The organism is Aeromonas sp. 84A, assembly GCF_051919345.1.
Taxonomy (GTDB): Bacteria; Pseudomonadota; Gammaproteobacteria; order Enterobacterales; family Aeromonadaceae; genus Aeromonas; species Aeromonas veronii.
This window is the reverse complement of the sequence record NZ_JBQBEW010000001.1, coordinates 1,269,404-1,288,177: the sequence shown is the minus strand read 5'-3', so window position 1 is coordinate 1,288,177 and position 18,774 is coordinate 1,269,404. Positions and strand designations below refer to the sequence as shown.

General features: G+C 60.8%; 15 protein-coding genes and 1 pseudogene. 5 read left to right on the top strand and 11 right to left on the bottom strand.

All coding sequences use genetic code 11. The features are described 5' to 3' along the window. Nucleotides 1-165 precede the first annotated feature (165 nt). The 4 genes and pseudogenes from cutA to ACTG20_RS06090 all read left to right on the top strand — a co-directional run bounded on the left by cutA (nucleotide 166) and on the right by ACTG20_RS06090 (nucleotide 3,242). Nucleotides 166-483: a divalent-cation tolerance protein CutA gene (gene cutA / locus ACTG20_RS06105; RefSeq protein WP_040068025.1), complete on the top strand. Its 318-nt coding sequence runs from the start codon at nucleotides 166-168 to the stop codon at nucleotides 481-483. After that, nucleotides 480-2,277: pseudogene (locus tag ACTG20_RS06100) on the top strand (protein-disulfide reductase DsbD). The gene cutA and the pseudogene ACTG20_RS06100 overlap by 4 nt, the downstream one beginning before the upstream one ends. Then, on the top strand, nucleotides 2,267-2,758 hold the full coding sequence (locus ACTG20_RS06095) for a GNAT family N-acetyltransferase (protein WP_194494519.1): 492 nt from the start codon (nucleotides 2,267-2,269) through the stop codon (nucleotides 2,756-2,758). The pseudogene ACTG20_RS06100 and the gene ACTG20_RS06095 overlap by 11 nt, the downstream one beginning before the upstream one ends. A gap of 70 nt (nucleotides 2,759-2,828) precedes the next feature. Further along, nucleotides 2,829-3,242 carry a hypothetical protein gene (locus tag ACTG20_RS06090; RefSeq protein ID WP_042080037.1) on the top strand — a complete coding sequence of 138 codons (414 nt, stop codon included), beginning with the start codon at nucleotides 2,829-2,831 and terminating at the stop codon, nucleotides 3,240-3,242. A gap of 54 nt (nucleotides 3,243-3,296) precedes the next feature. On the opposite strand, the gene ACTG20_RS06085 is transcribed toward ACTG20_RS06090, so the two are convergent. The 11 genes from ACTG20_RS06085 to ACTG20_RS06035 all read right to left on the bottom strand — a co-directional run bounded on the left by ACTG20_RS06085 (nucleotide 3,297) and on the right by ACTG20_RS06035 (nucleotide 17,367). Beyond that, nucleotides 3,297-3,884 (bottom strand): hypothetical protein, encoded by a 588-nt coding sequence (locus ACTG20_RS06085; protein ID WP_194494520.1) that lies wholly within the window; start codon nucleotides 3,882-3,884, stop codon nucleotides 3,297-3,299. A 236-nt stretch (nucleotides 3,885-4,120) separates the two neighbouring features. Further along, complete coding sequence (locus ACTG20_RS06080; protein ID WP_194494521.1) at nucleotides 4,121-5,425, bottom strand: NAD(P)/FAD-dependent oxidoreductase; 1,305 nt, start codon at nucleotides 5,423-5,425, stop codon at nucleotides 4,121-4,123. Between the two features lie 159 nt (nucleotides 5,426-5,584). Beyond that, nucleotides 5,585-6,664 carry a class II fructose-bisphosphate aldolase gene (gene fbaA, locus ACTG20_RS06075; RefSeq protein ID WP_005340963.1) on the bottom strand — a complete coding sequence of 360 codons (1,080 nt, stop codon included), beginning with the start codon at nucleotides 6,662-6,664 and terminating at the stop codon, nucleotides 5,585-5,587. Nucleotides 6,665-6,779: 115 nt separating this feature from the next. Continuing rightward, nucleotides 6,780-7,943 (bottom strand): phosphoglycerate kinase, encoded by a 1,164-nt coding sequence (locus ACTG20_RS06070; protein ID WP_005335436.1) that lies wholly within the window; start codon nucleotides 7,941-7,943, stop codon nucleotides 6,780-6,782. A 61-nt stretch (nucleotides 7,944-8,004) separates the two neighbouring features. Beyond that, nucleotides 8,005-9,015 (bottom strand): erythrose-4-phosphate dehydrogenase, encoded by a 1,011-nt coding sequence (gene epd, locus ACTG20_RS06065; protein ID WP_042080032.1) that lies wholly within the window; start codon nucleotides 9,013-9,015, stop codon nucleotides 8,005-8,007. Between the two features lie 60 nt (nucleotides 9,016-9,075). Continuing rightward, entirely contained in the window at nucleotides 9,076-10,005 is a 930-nt protein-coding gene (locus ACTG20_RS06060; RefSeq protein WP_194494522.1) for an ROK family protein, read from the bottom strand. A 111-nt stretch (nucleotides 10,006-10,116) separates the two neighbouring features. Beyond that, nucleotides 10,117-11,184: a uroporphyrinogen decarboxylase gene (hemE, locus tag ACTG20_RS06055; protein WP_194494523.1), complete on the bottom strand. Its 1,068-nt coding sequence runs from the start codon at nucleotides 11,182-11,184 to the stop codon at nucleotides 10,117-10,119. 186 nt (nucleotides 11,185-11,370) lie between these two features. Beyond that, the gene (gene nudC, locus ACTG20_RS06050; RefSeq protein WP_194494524.1) at nucleotides 11,371-12,144 is read right to left on the bottom strand and encodes an NAD(+) diphosphatase; all 774 of its coding nucleotides are present in this window, start codon (nucleotides 12,142-12,144) and stop codon (nucleotides 11,371-11,373) included. Between the two features lie 239 nt (nucleotides 12,145-12,383). Beyond that, nucleotides 12,384-15,548, bottom strand: coding sequence for a bifunctional proline dehydrogenase/L-glutamate gamma-semialdehyde dehydrogenase PutA (putA, locus tag ACTG20_RS06045; RefSeq protein ID WP_194494525.1), 3,165 nt, complete (start codon nucleotides 15,546-15,548; stop codon nucleotides 12,384-12,386). A gap of 314 nt (nucleotides 15,549-15,862) precedes the next feature. Continuing rightward, nucleotides 15,863-16,468: a TIGR04211 family SH3 domain-containing protein gene (locus ACTG20_RS06040; protein ID WP_005335443.1), complete on the bottom strand. Its 606-nt coding sequence runs from the start codon at nucleotides 16,466-16,468 to the stop codon at nucleotides 15,863-15,865. Between the two features lie 146 nt (nucleotides 16,469-16,614). Beyond that, a complete protein-coding gene (locus ACTG20_RS06035) occupies nucleotides 16,615-17,367 on the bottom strand; it encodes a potassium channel family protein (protein ID WP_005354446.1) in 753 nt (250 codons plus the stop codon). A gap of 101 nt (nucleotides 17,368-17,468) precedes the next feature. Between ACTG20_RS06035 and ACTG20_RS06030 the strand changes: the two genes are divergently transcribed. Continuing rightward, nucleotides 17,469-18,719, top strand: coding sequence for a methyl-accepting chemotaxis protein (locus ACTG20_RS06030; RefSeq protein WP_107683472.1), 1,251 nt, complete (start codon nucleotides 17,469-17,471; stop codon nucleotides 18,717-18,719). Nucleotides 18,720-18,774: the final 55 nt, after the last annotated feature.

The following is an 18,774-nucleotide window of genomic DNA, read 5'->3' as shown; positions in this document are numbered from 1 at the left end:
AAATTTTTGGCGCTGGCTCACAAATGGCTACAGATGCTATTTGAAGCGCCTCTGGGGTATAGTAGCCGCTGATTTTCGGGCGCTTTTTTCACCTTCATCCGCAGACAGGGATGAGACGGCAAGGGCGCCTGCCCGGTTTACCCCAACGAGGTGAAGATCCGCTTTATGACCGACGCCATTGTGGTGCTCTGCACCTGCCCAGATCAAACCAGTGCCGACCTTCTCTGCGAGCAGCTGCTGAACCAGCGGTTGGCCGCCTGCATCAATCAACTGCCGGGCGTCACCTCCGTCTATCGTTGGCAAGGCAAGGTGGAGCGCGCCACCGAGATCCAGCTCATCATCAAATCCCGCCAATCGCGCTTTGCCGAGCTGCAGGCATGTATTCAAGCCAATCACCCTTATGAGGTGCCCGAGCTGCTGGCCCTGCCGGTGAGTGCCGGACTACCTGCCTATCTCGACTGGCTCAATGGGGAGACCGAATGACATTCACCCGCTTGCTCTCCCCCCTGTTGCTGCTCTGTGCCCTGTTGATGACAGCGGTGGGCAGCGCCCCAGCCCACGCCAGCGGCGCCGATCTGCTCAGCTCGCTGGGCATTGAGGCCAATGCCAAACCCAAATTTTTGCAGGTCGATGAGGCCTTTCAGATCGAGAGCGAACAGCGCGGCGATCAGCTGCTGCTGACCCTCCACATCGCCGACGATTACTACCTCTATCGCCACAGCCTGCGCTTCAAGGGGAACAGTCTCACCTTCAGCGAGCCGACCCTGCCAGAAGGCACCGAGCACGAGGATGACTTCTTCGGCAAGACCCGGGTCTACTACCAGCAGGTGAGCATCGTGGTGCCACTGAAGGAGGTAGGCGACGGCGCCACCCTGCGGGTGCGCTATCAGGGCTGTACCGACGGCCTCTGCTATCCGCCGACCGACAAGCTGATCGATGTGGCCCCGCTGGTCACGGCAACCACAGCATCCACTGCGGAAACGGCACAAAGCGTCGCACCGGTTAGCCAGCAGGATCAGCTGGCCGCTGCCCTCGGCCATCAGGGGTTCTGGCTCAGCATCGTCGCCTTCTTCGCGCTGGGGCTGGGGCTCGCCTTCACCCCCTGCGTCTTCCCCATGTATCCCATTCTGACCGGCATCATCGCCGGTGCCGGCCATCGCCTCTCTACCGGTCGCGCCTTCCTGCTCTCTCTGGTCTATGTGCAGGGGATGGCGGTCACCTACACCCTGCTGGGGCTGGTAGTCGCTCGGCAGGGCTGAAATTCCAGGCGGCGCTGCAACACCCCTATGTGCTGATCGGCCTCTCGGTGATGTTCGTGCTGCTGGCCCTCTCCATGTTCGGCCTCTACACCCTGCAACTGCCGAGCAGTTTGCAAACCCGTCTCTCCGGCCTCTCCAACCGCCAGCAGGGGGGCTCTGTGGTCGGGGTCGCCATCATGGGGATGATCTCCGGGCTGGTCTGCTCCCCCTGCACCACGGCGCCGCTCTCGGGGGCATTGATCTACGTGGCCCAGAGCGGCGATCTCTGGCTCGGCGGGGCGGCGCTCTATGCCCTCTCGCTCGGGATGGGGCTACCGCTGCTGCTGCTCGGCACCTCGGGTGGCAAGCTACTGCCCAAGGCGGGCGCCTGGATGGATGTGATCAAGCAGCTGTTTGGTTTTGCCCTGCTGGCGGTGCCGATCCTGCTGCTGTCACGACTCTGGAGCGATCAAGTTACTACCCTCGCCTGGCTCGGCTGGGGGCTGCTGCTGTGCGGCTATCTCTATCACCACAACCAGCACCAGCCCCACTCGGTGGCCAGAAGCGTGCGCGGCTTCGTGCTGTTGCTGGCGATGATCAGCGCCGTGGTAGTGGGCAAGGATCTGCTGCAACCGCCCCCCCTGCTGCCATCACGGCGGATGCCGGTCAAACGGCACCGCAGTTTATCCGCATCAAGACCCTGGCTGATCTCAAGGTGCAGCTGGCCGCCGCCCGCGGCAAGCCGGTGCTGCTCGACCTCTACGCCGACTGGTGCGTCGCCTGCAAGGAGTTCGAGCACAAGACCTTCAGTGATCCCGCAGTGCGGGAGCGCTTCGGCCAGATGGTGCTGCTGCAGGCGGATGTTACCGCCAACGACGATGCCGATATCGAGCTGCTCAACGGCCTCAATGTGCTGGGGCTGCCGACCCTGATCTTCTTCGACCGCGAGGGCAAGGAGCTGACAGGGCAGCGGGTCACCGGTTTTATGGGGCCTATCCCCTTTGCCAAACATCTCGAGATGGTAAGTGATGCACACTGAGTTGCGTCGGCTGCAGACAAGCGATGCACCTGCCTTGCAGCGGCTGTTCGAGCAGGCCCCCTCCTATCAGGCGGCGGTGAGCAATGACCCTCTCTCTGCACAGGCAGGAGAAGAGGAACTTGTCGCCTGCCCATCCGGCCTGCCTCTCTCCGACAAACATCTCATCGGCCGCTGGGAGCAGGGAGAACTCACCGCTGTCATTGATCTGCTGCGCGGCTACCCCAATCCAGACTCCGCCTATCTGGGTCTGTTACTGGTGGGGGAACCCTGGCAAGGGAGTGGCCGTGGTCAGTCGCTCTATCTTCACGCCTGCACGATGGCAAGCTCATGGGGGGCTACCCGGCTTCGCCTGTCAGTGATTGCCAGCAATGAGAGTGCTCTATCCTTCTGGCTGCGCAGAGGGTTCACCGAGTGCTATCGCCGCGAGCTGGCTGGTTATCGGGCCGAGGCCATCGTGCTGGAACGTTCACTGGAACCGTGAGCCGAGGTTTGCCGCCGCGCATTCGCGTGGCACAATCGCCCCTCTCGTTTTGCACTTGTCCGGAGTTTTGATGAAAAAGTGGTTCATCCCCCTGCTAGCCCTCTGGCTTTATGGCTGCAGTGCAGGGCCCGGTGAAGAGGATATCCGCCAGCAGGTCACCGCCAAGCTGCTGGCCGAGACAGACGCCAACCTGTTCGATATCAGCGACTTCACCATCCTCGGCAAGGAGGAGCGGATGGAGGGGGTCTATCTGGTCAAGGTGAGTTACCAGCTCCACTTCAAGCAGGGGCTCGATCAGTTGCAGGTGTTGCACGACGAGGACCTGGTCTACGACCGGGTTGGCCCCTTCCAGCAGGAGATGGGGCTGATGGAGCTCGAGCGTAAATATGGCGAGTTCGAGGCGGGCCAGGTGCTGCCACAAGAGGCCGAGGTGTGGATGATGAAGGACGAACAGGGGTGGCGGCTGGCGGAACCGGCCCAATAAAGCGCTTTCCGCCCCTTATGCTCTGCAACGACTCTCCTACCGTTGCCAACCAGCTCAAACCTGGGTATCGACCCGATACCCTTTTCGCTCTGCAGGTTCGCTCGGCAGCTTGCTGGCCAACCCTGACAGCACCTCCTTGAGGGTGACCCCGCTCTCTGCCGCACCGCTGCTCTCCAGCAGCTTGGTCAGCTGGCTCTGCAAGGGGTTGACCGCTTCAAGCTCGACTCCTTGCTCGCTCTCTTTTCCCTGTCCGCCCTGTTGATCCAGCGTCTCCAGCAGGCGCTCCAGATCCCGCTTGAGCGGGTTTTCGCTGCTGTCGGCGATGACGAGTTTGCGCTGTTCCTGCTCTTGCCGCTGTTGTTGCTGCAATGCCAGCTGTTGCTCCTGCTGCTGTTGCAGGGAGCCCATCATGGTGTTGATGAACGCTTCCAGCGAATCCCTGATTGAAACAGTGCCACCGCCGCTGCTCTCTCCTTGCGATGACAGCCCCAGCTCATCCAGCACAGCGCCAAGGTCGCGCACCAGGCTGTCACTGCCTGTTGATGGTGAAGTTGCAGCCCTCTCTTGTGCCTGCACAGCGGAAGAACCCTGCCGTTGCGCCAGCGGGCTGAGCCCGCCTGACGCGACCACATTTATCTCCATCTTGGCCCTCCTCTCCCCGTCCTCGGCCCTTTCTCGGCAAATATTCCGGCAATCTGACAACCCCTTGCCCCTTGGCAGATAACCGCACTCACACCTAAAAGATAGCGCCAACCGGACGAGATTGGCGCGAATGCATCTTTTGGTCTATCAGACGGAACGATAGTGCTAACCCGCTATAAACAAGGGCTGGCAAGGGGGCTTAGTTCAGCCAGCACTGTGCCGGCTGACAATCGGAGTCAGAAGATATCCTTCATCCGGTGCCACAACATTCCTAGTGCCAGCAGCGGGGAGCGCAGCGCCGGGCCGCCGGGGAAGGTGATATGGGGCACACTGGCAAAGAGATCGAAGCCCCGGCTCTCGCCACGGATCGCCTCGGCCACCAGCTTGCCCGCCATATGGGTGGCATTGAGGCCGTGACCCGAATAGGCCTGGGCGTAGAGCACGTTTGGGTATTCCTTCAAGCGGCCAATCTGCGGCAGCCGGTTGGCGCCGATCCCGATCATGCCGCCCCACTGAAACTCGATGGCAGTGCCAGCCAGCTCGGGGAAGACTCGCAGCAGCTTGGGCAACATAAAGGCCTTGATATCGCGGGGATCCCGGCCGGAGTAGTTGCAGGCGCCGCCAAACAGCAGGCGGCCATCGGCGGAGAGGCGGTAGTAGTCGAGGGCCACGTTCTGATCGCACACCGCCATGTTTTGCGGCAGCAAGCGCTGGCGCAAGCGGCGATCCAGCACTTCGGTGGCGAGGATGTAGGAGCCCGCGGGCAGCACCCGCCCCCCCAGCTCCGGATTGAGGTCGTTGAGATAGGCGTTGCAGCCGATCACCAGATAATCGGCGGTGACCCGGCCATGAGCCGTGGTCACCTCGACCTGCTTGCCGTAATCGATATGGGTCACTCTGGAGTGTTCAAACAGGGAGACCCCGAGGCTGGCGGCGGCGTGCGCCTCGCCGAGCGCAAGATTGAGAGGATGCAGGTGGCCGGAGCCCATGTCGATAAGGCCGCCGATGTAGCGATCCGACCCCACCACTGTATGGATATCTTCACGCGGGACCAGCTTGAGTTCGTGCTCATAGCCGAGGCTCGCCAGATGCTCTAGATCCTCTTCAAAGCCAGCCAGATGGCGCTGACGAGTGGCCAGATCGCAGTAGCCCCAGGTGAGATCGCAGTCGATATTGAAACGCTCCACCCGCTCGCGCACCAGCTGCACCGCCTCCAGCCCCATCAGGTCGAGCTCGCGAACCCCCTCCTCACCAATCCAGCGGGCGAACTGGCTGGTATCGTGGCCGATACCGCGAATAAGCTGACCGCCGTTGCGCCCGGAAGCACCCCAGCCGATGCGGTTGGCCTCCAGCAAGGCGACCTTGTAACCAGCATCAGCCAGATTGATGGCGGTATTGAGACCGGTAAAACCGCCGCCGATGATGCAGACGTCAGCCTTGTGCTCCCCCTCCAGCTCGGGCCACTGTTGCGAGTCGTTGCGGGTGGCCGCGTAGTAGGAGGCGACGTGCTCCTGATATCCGTTGTGCTTTCCTGCCTGCATACTCAGCATCCTGCCTTGGTTGCAAATTGTTTAATAAAATAAGCAAAGTTGTTTCGATAATACCCAGTTCCCCCTCCACTCACCAACCGGTGCGGATCACAGAAATGCAAAAGGCGCCCCGAAGGGCGCCTTTTCATGCAATCAAGGTGCTGTAACGAATTACAGTACGTCGATGGCGTTCAGGTCGGAGAATGCTTTCTCCAGACGAGCGATCATGGAAGTCTGACCTTCACGCAGCCATACGCGCGGATCGTAGTACTTCTTGTTCGGCTTGTCGGCGCCTTCCGGGTTGCCCAGCTGGCCTTGCAGGTAAGCTTCGTTCTTCTTGTAGAAGTTCAGCAGACCTTCCCAGGTTGCCCACTGGGTGTCGGTGTCGATGTTCATCTTCACTACGCCGTAGGAGATGGACTCGCGGATCTCTTCCAGAGTGGAACCTGAACCACCGTGGAATACGAAGTCCAGAGACTTGGCTGGAACGCCAAACTTCTCGGAAACGTACTTCTGGGAAGCGTCCAGGATGGACGGGGTCAGCTTGACGTTACCCGGCTTGTATACACCGTGTACGTTACCGAAGGAGGCAGCGATGGTGAAACGCGGGCTGATCTTGGACAGACGCTCGTAAGCGTAAGCAACATCTTCCGGCTGGGTGTACAGAGCGGACTGATCCATGTGGCTGTTGTCGACGCCGTCTTCTTCGCCACCGGTGCAACCCAGTTCCAGTTCCAGAGTCATGTTCATCTTGGCCATGCGGGTCAGGTACTCGCAGCAGATGTCGATGTTCTCTTCCAGAGACTCTTCGGACAGATCCAGCATGTGGGAGGAGAACAGCGGCTTGCCGGTTTCAGCAAAGTGCTTCTCGCCCGCTTCCAGCAGACCGTCGATCCACGGCAGCAGCTTCTTGGCAGCGTGGTCGGTGTGCAGGATTACCGGCACGCCGTAAGCTTCGGCAACAGCGTGAACGTGCTTGGCACCAGAGATGGCACCCAGGATGGCAGCTTTCTGACCTTCCAGCTTCAGACCCTTACCGGCGGTGAACACGGCACCACCGTTGGAGAACTGAACGATAACCGGCGCTTTAACCTTGGCGGCAGCTTCCAGTACGGCGTTCACGGAGTCGGTACCAACGCAGTTTACGGCCGGCAGAGCAAAGCCGTTCTCTTTAGCGATGGCGAACACTTTCTGAACGTCATCACCAGTGATCACGCCGGGTTTTACGAAGTCGAAAATTTTCTTAGACATGTTTAATCGTCCTGTCTCGTATGCCGTTAATAAAAAATGGGGGGTTCATCATGAACCGGCACAGCGGGCACATGATAAACGAAACGGGAGGCTTTTGCCCCCCGTTCCGGGTCAATTAGGCTTTGGCGCGCTGTTCCAGAATCGCAACAGCCGGCAGTACCTTGCCTTCTACGAACTCCAGGAAGGCGCCGCCGCCAGTGGAGATGTAGGAGACTTTGTCAGCGATGCCGAACTTGTCGATAGCAGCCAGGGTGTCACCACCGCCAGCGATGGAGAAGGCCGGAGAAGCAGCGATGGCTTCAGCGATAACCTTGGTGCCTTCAGCAAACTGGTCAAACTCGAATACACCAACCGGGCCGTTCCACAGGATGGTCTTGGCGTTCATGATGATGTCAGCCAGGGCCTTGGCAGAATCCGGGCCGATGTCGAAGATCATGTCGCCGTCGGTCACGTCAGAGACGGACTTGATGGTCGCCGGAGTGGATTCGGAGAACTCGGCACCTACAACCACGTCGGTGGTCACAGGAATGTTGGTCTCGGCAGCCAGTTTCTTGGCGGTGTCGATCAGGTCGTGCTCGCACAGGGACTTGCCGACGTTGTGACCGGCAGCAGCGATGAAGGTGTTGGCGATGCCACCACCGACAACCAGCTGGTCAGCGATTTTGGAGAGGGATTCCAAAACGGTCAGCTTGGTGGAGACCTTGGAGCCGCCAACGATGGCAACCATCGGGCGCTCGGGCTTCAGCATGGCTTTGCCCAGCGCTTCCAGTTCACCCGCCAGCAGCGGGCCGGCACAAGCGACCGGAGCGAACTGAGCCACACCGTAGGTGGAACCTTCGGCGCGGTGAGCAGTACCGAACGCATCCATTACAAAGACGTCACACAGGGCGGCGTATTTTTTGGCCAGCTCTTCGGTGTTCTTCTTCTCGCCTTTGTTGAAGCGGCAGTTTTCCAGCACAACCAGCTCACCGGCAGCGACTTCTACGCCATCCAGGTAATCCTTGGCCAGGCGAACCGGGCAGGACAGAGCGTCTTTCAGATAGTTGACAACCGGAGCCAGGGAGAATTCTTCGTTGTATTCACCCTCGGTCGGACGACCCAGGTGGGAGGTGATCATCAGCTTGGCGCCCTTTTCCAGAGCCAGCTTGATGGTCGGCAGAGTCGCAACGATACGTGCATCGGAGGTGACCTTGCCGTCTTTTACCGGTACGTTCAGGTCAGCACGGATCAGAACGCGTTTACCCGCCAGATCCAGGTCAGTCATCTTGATAACAGACATATTCAGTCCTCTATATTTTCCAGGTAATGTTAAAAACAGTAACCTTTCGCCCGGGGCAGGCTCAGCCTGCGGCCATCATGGCCCGGGTGGTATCCAGCATCCGGTTCGCGAAGCCCCATTCGTTATCGCACCACATCAACATCTTGACGAGGTTGGCATCGCTCACCCGGGTCTGGGTACCATCAATGATGCAGGAGTGTGCATCATGATTGAAGTCTACGGAGACCAGCGGTTCTTCCGTGTAATCCAGAATACCGTGTAATGTACCTCTGGATGCCCGTTGCAGGGCTTGATTTACGTCAGTAACTGTCACTTTTTTACGAACAGTAATACTGAGATCCATCGCTGTTACATTGATGGTCGGCACCCGCACCGCGATCGCCTCAAACTTGCCGGCGAAGTGGGGCAGGATACGCTCCAGCCCCTTTGCCAGCTTGGTGTCCACCGGAATGATGGACTGACTGGCAGCGCGGGTTCGGCGCAAGTCACTGTGGTAGGCATCGATGACTTGCTGATCGTGCATGGCCGAATGAATTGTCGTAATAGTACCACAATTTATCTCGAATTCTCGATGCAATGTTTCAATCACCGGCACCACGCAGTTGGTGGTACAGGAGGCGTTGGAGACGATTCGCTCGCGACCCGTCAGCACCTGATGATTGACCCCGTAGACCACGGTGGCATCCACATCCGCATCCGCCGGGTGGGAGAAGAGCACCTTGCCCGCCCCCGCCGCCAGATGCAGCTCGGCATCGGCCCGCGAGCCAAACACCCCGGTGCAATCGAGCACCACATCGACCCCCAGCGCCCGCCACGGCAGCTTTGACGGATCCCGCTCGGCAAACAGGGAGATGAGATCCTCCCCCACCAGCATGCTGTTGCCCGCCAGTTGCACCGGATGGTGGAAGCGACCGTGACTGGTATCGTAACGGGTCAGGTGCACCATGGCCTCGGGGGCCGCCAGCTCGTTGATGGCAACGATCTTGATGGTCTTGTCGCGCCCGCTTTCATAGAGGGCTCGCAACACGTTGCGACCGATCCGCCCGTAACCATTGATGGCAATCTTGATCATCGAGAATCCGTTTCCTTGAACCAGCAACAGGGCGGCGTACCGGCCGCCCGAGAGCCCCGGCTACGACAGCAGGGCCTCCTTGAATTCACCGCGGGCCAGCAGTGCGGCCCCGAATACCCCGGCACTGTCACCAAGGGCAGGAGCAATAATGGGGGTTGCGAAGCGTGGATTAAAGAGGAAGGGCAAAATAGTCTGCCGCCCGGCGCTGTAAAGGCTCTGCACATTGCCCACCCCGCCGCCGATGACGATCACATCCGGGTCGAGAATATTGACCACGTTGGCCAGCGCCTGACCAAACAGCAGATGCAACCGGTCGATGGTGAGCTTGGCCACATGATCATGGGCGGTGGCAGCCGCGATTTGCGCCAGCGAGAGGCTACGCTTGGCCTTGGCCTCGTACCAGGCCTCCAGCGCCGGGCCGCTGATCAGGGTCTCGACGCAGCCGCGCTTGCCGCAGTAGCACTCGGGGCCATCAGGGGAAAGTACGTTGTGGCCCCACTCACCGGCGATGCCGTGGTGGCCGTTGAGGATCTGGCCGTTGATGACGATGCCGGAGCCGACCCCGGTACCCATGATGATGCCGAACACCACTTTCGCATCGGGATGGTGCTGACGCACTGCACCGAGATGGGTTTCTGCCAGCGCGAAGCAGTTGGCATCGTTGGCGATCAGCACCGGCACGCCCAGCTTGCGCTCCAGATCCTCCTTGAACGGCTTGCCGTTGAGCTCGGTGGTATTGCAGTTCTTCATCAGGCCGGTCTGCGGATCACGCGCCCCCGGCGTCCCCATGCCGATGACGGTCGGGCGTTGACCAATCTTCTCGGCGCACTCAGCTACCAGCTTGGCGATCTGGCCGATCATGTGCTCATAACCGCCCGCCCGCTCGGTGGGGATGCGGTGGCGCAGCAGCACCTCGTCACCCTCCAGCACCACGCATTCACACTTGGTACCGCCAAGATCGATACCCCAATCCAGTGACTTGCTGCTCATCTTGCCTCCTGCACTGGCGCCACGCTCTCGTGTCGCAGCGCCATTCTTTAATGTAAAACGGGGCCTTGCGGCCCCGGATTTCAAACAAACTCTTCTTCTCTCGCCCCGGCCTTAGCGACCGTGGTACTGGGCGGAGAGCTCGTGTACCGCGTTGACAAACACACCGGCGTGATCCGGGTTCACATCCTGATGGATGCCGTGGCCGAGGTTGAAGACGTGGCCATTACCGTGACCGAAACCGGCCAGAATGGAGGCGACCTCTTCACGGATGCGAGCCGGGGTAGCGTAGAGCATGGAGGGATCCATGTTGCCCTGCAGCGCCACCTTGTCGCCGACCCGGCGCTTGGCGTCGGCAATGTCGGTGGTCCAGTCCAGACCCAGCGCATCGCAACCGGTGGCGGCGATCTGCTCCAGCCACTGACCGCCGTTCTTGGTGAACAGGGTGACCGGCACGCGGCGACCGTCATGCTCGCGGATCAGGCCATCGACAATCTTGTGCATGTACTGCAGGGAGAAGTCGCGGTAATCGCGCGGAGTGAGCACGCCGCCCCAAGTGTCGAACACCATGACCGCCTGGGCACCCGCCTTGATCTGGGCGTTGAGGTAAGCAATCACGCTGTCGGCCAACTTGTCGAGCAGCAGGTGCAGGATTTGCGGCTCTGCGTACATCATCTGCTTGATCTTGGTGAACGCCTTGGAGCTGCCCCCCTCCACCATGTAGGTGGCCAGAGTCCATGGGCTGCCGGAGAAGCCGATGAGCGGCACTTCGCCCTTCAGCTCACGGCGAATGGTGCGCACCGCGTTCATCACATAGCCCAGCTCATCTTCCGGATCTGGAATGGGCAGCGCCTGCACGTCGGCCATGGAGGTGATCGGACGCTCGAAGCGCGGGCCTTCACCCTGCTCGAAGTAGAGACCCAGCCCCATGGCATCGGGCACGGTGAGGATGTCGGAGAAGAGGATGGCGGCATCGAGCGGGTAGCGGCGCAGCGGCTGCAGGGTGACTTCACAGGCCAGCTCGGCGTTGCGGCACAGGGACATGAAATCCCCCGCCTGGGCGCGAGTCGCCTTGTATTCCGGCAGATAACGGCCAGCCTGGCGCATCATCCATACCGGGGTCATGTCCACGTCCTGACGCAGCAGGGCGCGCAGGTATCGATCGTTCTTCAGCTCTTTCATCCCAGTTCCTGAGTTCGTATCACGCATAAAATGGCGGTCATAATACCACTTTGCCCACCGGATCGGACTGCCCAAAACGTGGCAAATGGGCGCACGGTTGCAAAGATGTGAAGGGGCGCAAACCTGACCGCCCCGCTTGTAACAAGAAGTGCAAAAAGATTGGCGAAAAGATAAGCGCCGTTACCCCTAGCCAGCCAGTGACAACTCGATCAGCCGCCGAGCAATGGTGCCGTGAGGCGGCAAACGCGGCAGCCGGTCGGCGGCAAAGAAAGCGGCTGCGACCAGCTCGTCATCCTGCACCAGGATCTCGCCGCTCTCGTAGTCGGCGGTAAAGCCCATCATCAGGCTGTGGGGGAAGGGCCAGGGCTGGCTCGCCACATAGCGCACATTGCGCACCCGGATGCCGCTCTCCTCGAACACCTCCCGTGCCACGCACTGCTCGAGGTTCTCCCCCGCCTCCACAAAGCCGGCCAGCACGGTATACATGGGATCGTCCGCCTGGTAGTGACGGCGATGAGCCGCCAGCAGGATCTCCGGCCCCTTGCGCACCGCCACGATAATGCAGGGGGAGATGCGCGGATAGACGCTGTGCCCTTGCTGGCACACCTGCGCCCACTCCCCCGCCTTCGGGGTCATGGGGGCGCCGCACTCGCCGCAGAAACGGTGGGTGCGGCGGAAGGTAACGAGCTGCCAGGCACGACCTGCGAGGCGAAAGCCCTCTTCGTCTCCCGCCACCATCAGCTGGCGCAGCGGGCTCATGGCCCTCGTGTCGGCCTCATCACCCAGATCGAGCAGATAGCAGGGCAGCCCCTGCCACTCATCAAAACGCTCGAAACGGGCACCGGCCAGCGCTGCGGGCAGGCACGCTTTACTTCCTTGTGGCACCTCTCCCTGCTGATCGAGCAGTACCAGATGATCGCCCCCCAGCACGAACCAGCGGGCTTGTTCGGTTAATGACATCAGATAAACACTCTCGTTAAAACAGAACCCTGACCACGGCGGGCCCGCCAAGGGGCAAACGCCGCGCGAATGACTCCCATCTTACGACCAGCACGGGTCGCTGACGACCCCGCCGTGGCCGATTGTCCCATTCGTAAAAAACGGATGGTGCAAATGATGGTGCAAATAAAGAGGCCGCCCGAAGGCGGCCCGTTGTTATCCGGCATCCCGTATCCGGCCTCTATCGATATCGACGCGGATCAGGCATCGCCCATCGCCAGCAAGGAGGCGTTGCCGCCCACAGCAGTGGTGTTGATGGTTCGGGTCTTCTCGGTAACAAACCGCCCGAGATAGTGAGGGCCACCCGCCTTGGGGCCGGTGCCGGAGAGCCCCTGCCCGCCGAACGGCTGCACCCCGACCATGGCGCCGATCTGGTTGCGGTTGATGTAGACGTTGCCCACGTTGATACGGCTCGCCAGCTCCTCGGCGTGGGATTCGTTGCGGCTGTGGATCCCCAGCGTCAGGCCGTAGCCGGTACCGTTGATGTCGCTGATCACCTTGTCCAGATCCCGGGTGGCGTAGCGCACCACGTGCAGGATGGGGCCGAACTGCTCCTTGGCCAGCTCGCGGATGGAGCCGATCTCCAGCGCGGTCGGCTGAACGAAGTGTCCCTCCATGGTCGCGGCGGGCATCGGCGCCTGGGCAATCAGGCGAGCTCGCGGGATCATCCGGGCCAAATGGGCATCCAGCCCCGCCTTGGCATCAGCATCGATCACCGGGCCGACGTCGGTGTTGTGCTCGGCCGGGTTGCCCACTTTCAGCTCCTGCATGGCGCCGGTGAGGATCTCCAGCACCCGCTCTGCGATCTCCTCCTGCAGATAGAGCACCCGCAGGGCCGAGCAGCGCTGACCGGCGCTCTGGAAGGCAGCGCTCACCACGTCGCGCACCACCTGCTCCGGCAGGGCGGTGGAGTCGACGATCATGGCGTTCTGACCACCGGTTTCGGCGATGAGCGGCAGGATGGCACCATCGCGCTGGGCTAGAGTCATGTTGATCAGCTTGGCGATCTCGGTGGAGCCGGTGAAGCAGACGCCGCCAATGCGCGGATCGGCTGTCAACTTGGCCCCCACGGTAGCACCGTCACCGGGCAACAATTGCAGTACGTCGCCCGGAATACCGGCCTGATGGGCCAGCGTCACCGCCAGATGTGCGATAAGGCCGGTCTGCTCCGCCGGTTTGGCGATGACGGTATTGCCGGTGGCCAGCGCAGCGGCGATTTGGCCGAGGAAAATCGCCAGCGGGAAGTTCCACGGGCTGATGCAGACAAACACCCCGCGCCCCTGCAGGAACAGCTCGTTCTGCTCGCCGGTGTAGCCGGGCAACAGGGTCGCCTGCCCCATCAGGCCGCGGGCCTGCACCGCGTAGTAGCGGCAGAAATCGACCGCTTCACGCACTTCATCGATGCCATCTTGCAGCAGCTTGCCCGCCTCGCGGGTACAGAGGGAGACGAACTGCTCGCGGTTCGCTTCCAGCAGATCCGCCAGCTTCTCCAGCGCGGCGGCCCGCTCGCTCACCGGGGTTTCGCGCCAGCGCGGGAAGGCGGCGTGGGCAGATGCCAAGGCTTGCTCCACCGCCTGCTCGTCGGCCCAGTGGATCTTGCCGACGGTGAGGCTCACATCCTGCGGGCTCAGCACAGTGTGGGCTTCGCTGCGCTTGAGGGTCTCACCATCGACGATGGGCCCTGCCAGCCACTGCTTGCTCTCCAGCTCTTTCAAGCGGGCGAAGAAGGGGCGCTGGATGGAGAGGATGTTCATGTTGACGCCGCTGGAGTTCTTGCGGTCGGTGAAGAGGTTCACCGGCTGCGGAATCCGGTCGTTGGCAAAGCCGGAATAGCGCTTGAGGGTGCGCAGCGGATGCTCGGCCAGCGAGTCCACCGGGGTGTTGGGATCCACCAGCTTGTGAACGAAGGAGGTGTTGGCCCCGTTCTCCAGCAGGCGTCGCACCAGATAGGGCAGCAGATCCTTGTGGGCGCCGACCGGCGCATAGATGCGGCAGTGCAGGCCGGGATTGTCGTTCAGCACGGCGTTGTGCAGCTCCTCCCCCATGCCGTGCAGACGCTGGAATTCAAACTGGCGATCACCGGCCATCTCCAGAATGCTGACCACGGTATTGGCATTGTGGGTGGCAAACTGGGGGGCGATAAAGCCGCGAGTCGGCTCGCTCAGCAGGTAGCGGGCGCAGGCGAGGTAGGAGATATCTGTGCCCGCCTTGCGGGTAAAGAGCGGGTAGCCGGGCAGGCCAGCCTGCTGGGCATATTTCAGTTCGCTGTCCCAGTAAGCGCCTTTTACCAGTCGCACCGGAATGAGGTCACCCTGCTCGCGGGCCAGCGCGGTGAGCCAGCAGAGTACCGGCAGGGCGCGCTTGGAGTAAGCCTGCACCACCATGCCGAGCTTGCCCCAGCCGCGGTTGGCATCGGAGCGGTAGAGCTGCTCGAACAAGTCCAGCGACAGCTCGAGGCGGTCCATCTCCTCGGCATCGATGCTGATGGCCACATCCTTGTCGCGGGCCAGACGCACCAGCCCCACCAGCCGCTCGCACATCTCGCCAAGTACCCGCTCACGGTTGGCCACGTCATAACGCGGATGGAGCGCCGAAAGCTTGATGGAGATGGAGGGGGCCGGGCCGCCGTCGCTGATCCGCTCGTTGCCCACCGCCTCGATGGCGTTGCGGTAATCAGTCAGATACTTGTCGGCATCCTGCATGGTCAGTGCCGATTCACCCAGCATGTCGTAGGTGTGGGTGTAGCCCAGCTCGCGGGATTTGCGGCTCGCCTTGAGGGCTTCTTTCATGTCGCGACCCAGCACGAACTGCTTGCCCATGATCTTCATGGCGGCGTACATGGCGGAACGCACCACCGGCTCCCCCAGCTTGTTGACCATGCGCCCCAGCAGGTTGGCCGGGTTGCCGTCGAGCTTCTTGTCGAGCTTGATGATCTTGCCAGTCAGCATCAACCCCCAGGTGGAGGCGTTGACCAGAGTAGAGTCGCTCTTGCGGAAATGGGACGACCAGTTGGCGCCGGAGAGCTTGTCCTTGATCAGGGCGTCGGCGGTCTCGGCATCGGGAATGCGCAGCAGCGCCTCGGCCAGACACATCAGGATAATCCCCTCCTGGGTATCCAGACTGTACTCCTGCAGGAAGGCGTCGATACCGTCACCGGAGCCGCTCTCCTTGCGCACCTTGGTCACCAGAGTACGGGCACGCTGGGTCACCTGCTCCAGCGAGGCGCCATCCCCCGGCAGCATGGCCGACAGTTCGGCCAGATAGGCATTTTCATCCACCACATAGTTCTGGGTGATGGCTTCGCGCAGGGCGGCCAGATCAGAGGGGATATAGTCAGCGGCAAGCACTTGAGTAGCTTTGAACATATGGGGTCTTCCTGTACGCCCTAGGGCTGATATCGACAAAGGCGGACGTGCCGCCGAAACGCCGATAATGTATACAATGTTGCACCCTATATGAAATGAATTTGTTGCCACTCTTTAACAAAGATCGCTCATTCACCCCATGAATTCCCTTTTGAAGCCAATACGCCAGCAAGCGTGAGGGTCATCTGACTTCATTTTGTATACGATCTGCCGCCGCTCTATCGCAAAGCAGCCACGCATTCCGCCCAATACGCCCCAAAAAAAGAAGGGCCGCCACGGCGACCCTTCTCAGCAATTCATTCAGCCAGATGCTGTCAGTTCATCCAGCGATCGCCGCGGCTGCGACGACGAGGCAGCATGGGCAACAGGATGCCAAGCAGGATACCGGCACCCACCATGGCACCACCACGAATAAACCAGTCCATCTGCATGTCGTGCTCCTGGTTGTCGTAGCTCTGGGTCAGGGCATCATTCTGCTCTTTGAGATTGCTCATCTCCTCACCCTGACTGACCAGCTGGGCCTTGAGAGCAGCGATCTCCTTGCTCTGGGCAGCGATCTGGCCATCCTTCTCGGTGAAGCGTTTCTCGTTGTCACCGTTGAGGTTCTGCAGGCGATCTTTAAGCTCATCGCGCTCTTTTTCCACCTGGGGCAGACGCTCGCGCAGGCTGATCTGGCTCTGCAGTTCGCTGTTCTTGATCCACCCCTCGCGGCCACGACCGTCCACCACCTGGGTGAAACCGGCCTCGCTGTTCACCGCCTTTACCTCCAGCGGTTCACCAGCCTTGACGCTGCCAAGGATCCGGTACTGGGTACCCGGGCCATTGTGGATATAGGTAAAGATGTTGTCTGAAACATAACGGGTATCGGCCAGTGCCTGTTGGGCACACAAGCAGATCAAAATCCCGAGAAGGGCGCGCATGGTCGATCGATTCTCTTTTTCAGGTTTGGACAAGAGGTTGAATGTTAAGCCGCCAGCAGGTTAAAGGACAAGCAAAGAAAAAGCACCTCCCCCGGATTAAAGAGCGCAGAGTTGCGAGTCACCTCGCAACTTGCCCGTCCGCGGCCTCACTTGTTTTTCAGCTCCTGCACCTCGCTGCGCAGGGCGCGGATCTCCCGCAGCAGCTCCTCTTGCTGGTTGTTGTAGTGATGACGCCACTTGTCGGTCTCACCATCCCCCTTGTTGGGCTGCAAAAACAGGCTGGCCATAAAACCGCTGATGGCACCGAACAGACCGACCCCGAACAGGATCAGCAGGCTGGCGACAAACCGCCCCTCCTCGGTCTTGGGCACCAGATCCCCGTAACCCACTGTCGAGAGGGTCACCAGCGTCCACCAGAACGCGTCATAGGGTGTCTCAATCTGGCTGCCGGGCTGGCCTGACTCAATCCAGTACATGACGCCGGAACCCACCCCCAGCAGCAGAAAGAAGAGGAACAGGATGCCGGAGAGAGTGGTCTCGTTGCGCTCGCGACGGAACATGGCCCAGAGATCCGGGTGCTCCTTGAACAGCTGATAGACCCGCCACAGCTGGATCAACCGCGCCCAGCGCAGTTGCTCCGCCATCGGCAGGCTACCCGGCAGATAGATCCAGTTAGCCTTGAAATAGGCCTTGCGATCGGAGGCCCGGATCCAGCCATAAGCAAAGTGCGCGAGGAAGAAGTAGCAGATCAGACTGTCGAGGTCATAGAAGAGCTGCAGGGTCTGTGGTGTCAGGCTCTCATGGCCCCACCAGCGGGCCGTCACCAGCACAACCGAGATAATCGACAGAAATGCCATCAGCAGATCCATCGCCCGCAGATGAGTTAAGTGATGTCGCATACATTTTCCAACTTTAAGCACAGTGCAAATTAATAAAAGAGAAGATAATGCCGATAGTCCTGAGGGCAAAGGAAAAAACGGCTTTTAAAAGGAGAATGACAATGCAGCTGAACCTGCTGGAGAAAAGAATGAGCAACATCCGGTTGGTACCCAAAGTGGTGCTGCTGATGGTGTTCAGTACCCTCCTGCTACTGACAAAACTCTGGTTTGACGCCAACAATCTGGAAGCGACCCTGCTCAGCGAAGGGCTCGATCCCGCCAAGGCGGATGCGATCTCCAATCGCCTGCTCTGGACCGGTCTGATGGAGACCGCCATCATGGGGCTGCTGTTCGTGATCCTGCTGCTCACCGGCTCCCGCCTGATGGTCAAGCAGGTGCACTATCTGGTGAGCCTGCTGGAACGCTTCGCCAAGCGGGACCTCAGCCACAAGGTACTGCTCAAGTCTCGTGACGAATTCGGTGACATCGCCAAGGCGGTCTCCCACTCGCAGGAGAATCTCAAAGAGGTGTTTGGCAACCAGCGCGCCGCCTGCAAGGAGCTCAACGACATCGCCTCCCAGGTGACCCTTTGCATGGAAGAGGCCAACGAAGCGATCAACGAAGAGTTCACCCAGATCGAACAGCTGGCCAGCGCCATGAGCCAGATGGTCGGCGCCATTCGCGAAGTAGCCGCCCATGCGGATCAGGCCTCTCACGCCACCGCCGAAACCAGCCAGCTGGCGGAAGAGGGGAGCCGCTGCGTCGCCGACACCGTCAGCACCATAGACACCCTCTCCGGCAACATCCAGCGCTCCGCCACCGTGGTCAACGAAGTAGAGCAGGGGGTCGAGCGCATTGGCTCTGTGGTCGACACCATTCGCGGCATCTCGGAACAGACCAACCTGCTGGCACTGAACGCGGCCATCGAAGCGGCTCGCGCCGGTGAAGCGGGTCGTGGCTTTGCCGTGGTGGCCTCCGAAGTGCGCGAGCTGGCCAACCGGGCTCAAGCCGCCACCGTCGAGATCCAGAAGATGATCGAACAGCTGCAGGGCAATGCCCATCAGGCTGGCGAGCTGATGGCCCAAAGCGTACAGCAGGCCGACAAGGGGGTGGAACAGGTGACCCAGGCCGGTACCCAACTCGCCACCATAGTGCAGCGGGTACAGGGTGTCGCCGACATGAACCGCCACATCGCCGCCGCCTCCGAGCAACAAAGCTCGGTCGCCGAAGAGATGCGCGGCAATCTGGAGCAGGTCAAGCAGATCGCCGAAGGCTCCGTCGTGGTGCTTCGCGAGCTGCAAGAGGCCTCCGAGCTGGTCGAGCAGCACAGCAAGGAGCTCGACAGCCAGATCCAGTCCTTCAAACTCGTCTGACTGTTTTCATGCCCCAATCCGGTTAGACTGGAAGGCCCCTTGAGGGGGCCTTTCT

Coding starts and splice junctions, on each gene's coding strand:
- hemE (WP_194494523.1), bottom strand. CDS start 11,184: ATGAAAGAGCTGAAGAACGATCGATACCTGCGCGCCCTGCTGCGTCAG.
- ACTG20_RS06030 (WP_107683472.1), top strand. CDS start 17,469: ATGCAGCTGAACCTGCTGGAGAAAAGAATGAGCAACATCCGGTTGGTA.
- ACTG20_RS06085 (WP_194494520.1), bottom strand. CDS start 3,884: ATGGAGATAAATGTGGTCGCGTCAGGCGGGCTCAGCCCGCTGGCGCAA.
- epd (WP_042080032.1), bottom strand. CDS start 9,015: ATGATCAAGATTGCCATCAATGGTTACGGGCGGATCGGTCGCAACGTG.
- cutA (WP_040068025.1), top strand. CDS start 166: ATGACCGACGCCATTGTGGTGCTCTGCACCTGCCCAGATCAAACCAGT.
- fbaA (WP_005340963.1), bottom strand. CDS start 6,664: ATGTCTAAGAAAATTTTCGACTTCGTAAAACCCGGCGTGATCACTGGT.
- ACTG20_RS06040 (WP_005335443.1), bottom strand. CDS start 16,468: ATGCGCGCCCTTCTCGGGATTTTGATCTGCTTGTGTGCCCAACAGGCA.
- putA (WP_194494525.1), bottom strand. CDS start 15,548: ATGTTCAAAGCTACTCAAGTGCTTGCCGCTGACTATATCCCCTCTGAT.
- ACTG20_RS06080 (WP_194494521.1), bottom strand. CDS start 5,425: ATGCAGGCAGGAAAGCACAACGGATATCAGGAGCACGTCGCCTCCTAC.
- ACTG20_RS06070 (WP_005335436.1), bottom strand. CDS start 7,943: ATGTCTGTTATCAAGATGACTGACCTGGATCTGGCGGGTAAACGCGTT.
- ACTG20_RS06060 (WP_194494522.1), bottom strand. CDS start 10,005: ATGAGCAGCAAGTCACTGGATTGGGGTATCGATCTTGGCGGTACCAAG.
- ACTG20_RS06090 (WP_042080037.1), top strand. CDS start 2,829: ATGAAAAAGTGGTTCATCCCCCTGCTAGCCCTCTGGCTTTATGGCTGC.
- nudC (WP_194494524.1), bottom strand. CDS start 12,144: ATGTCATTAACCGAACAAGCCCGCTGGTTCGTGCTGGGGGGCGATCAT.
- ACTG20_RS06035 (WP_005354446.1), bottom strand. CDS start 17,367: ATGCGACATCACTTAACTCATCTGCGGGCGATGGATCTGCTGATGGCA.
- ACTG20_RS06095 (WP_194494519.1), top strand. CDS start 2,267: ATGCACACTGAGTTGCGTCGGCTGCAGACAAGCGATGCACCTGCCTTG.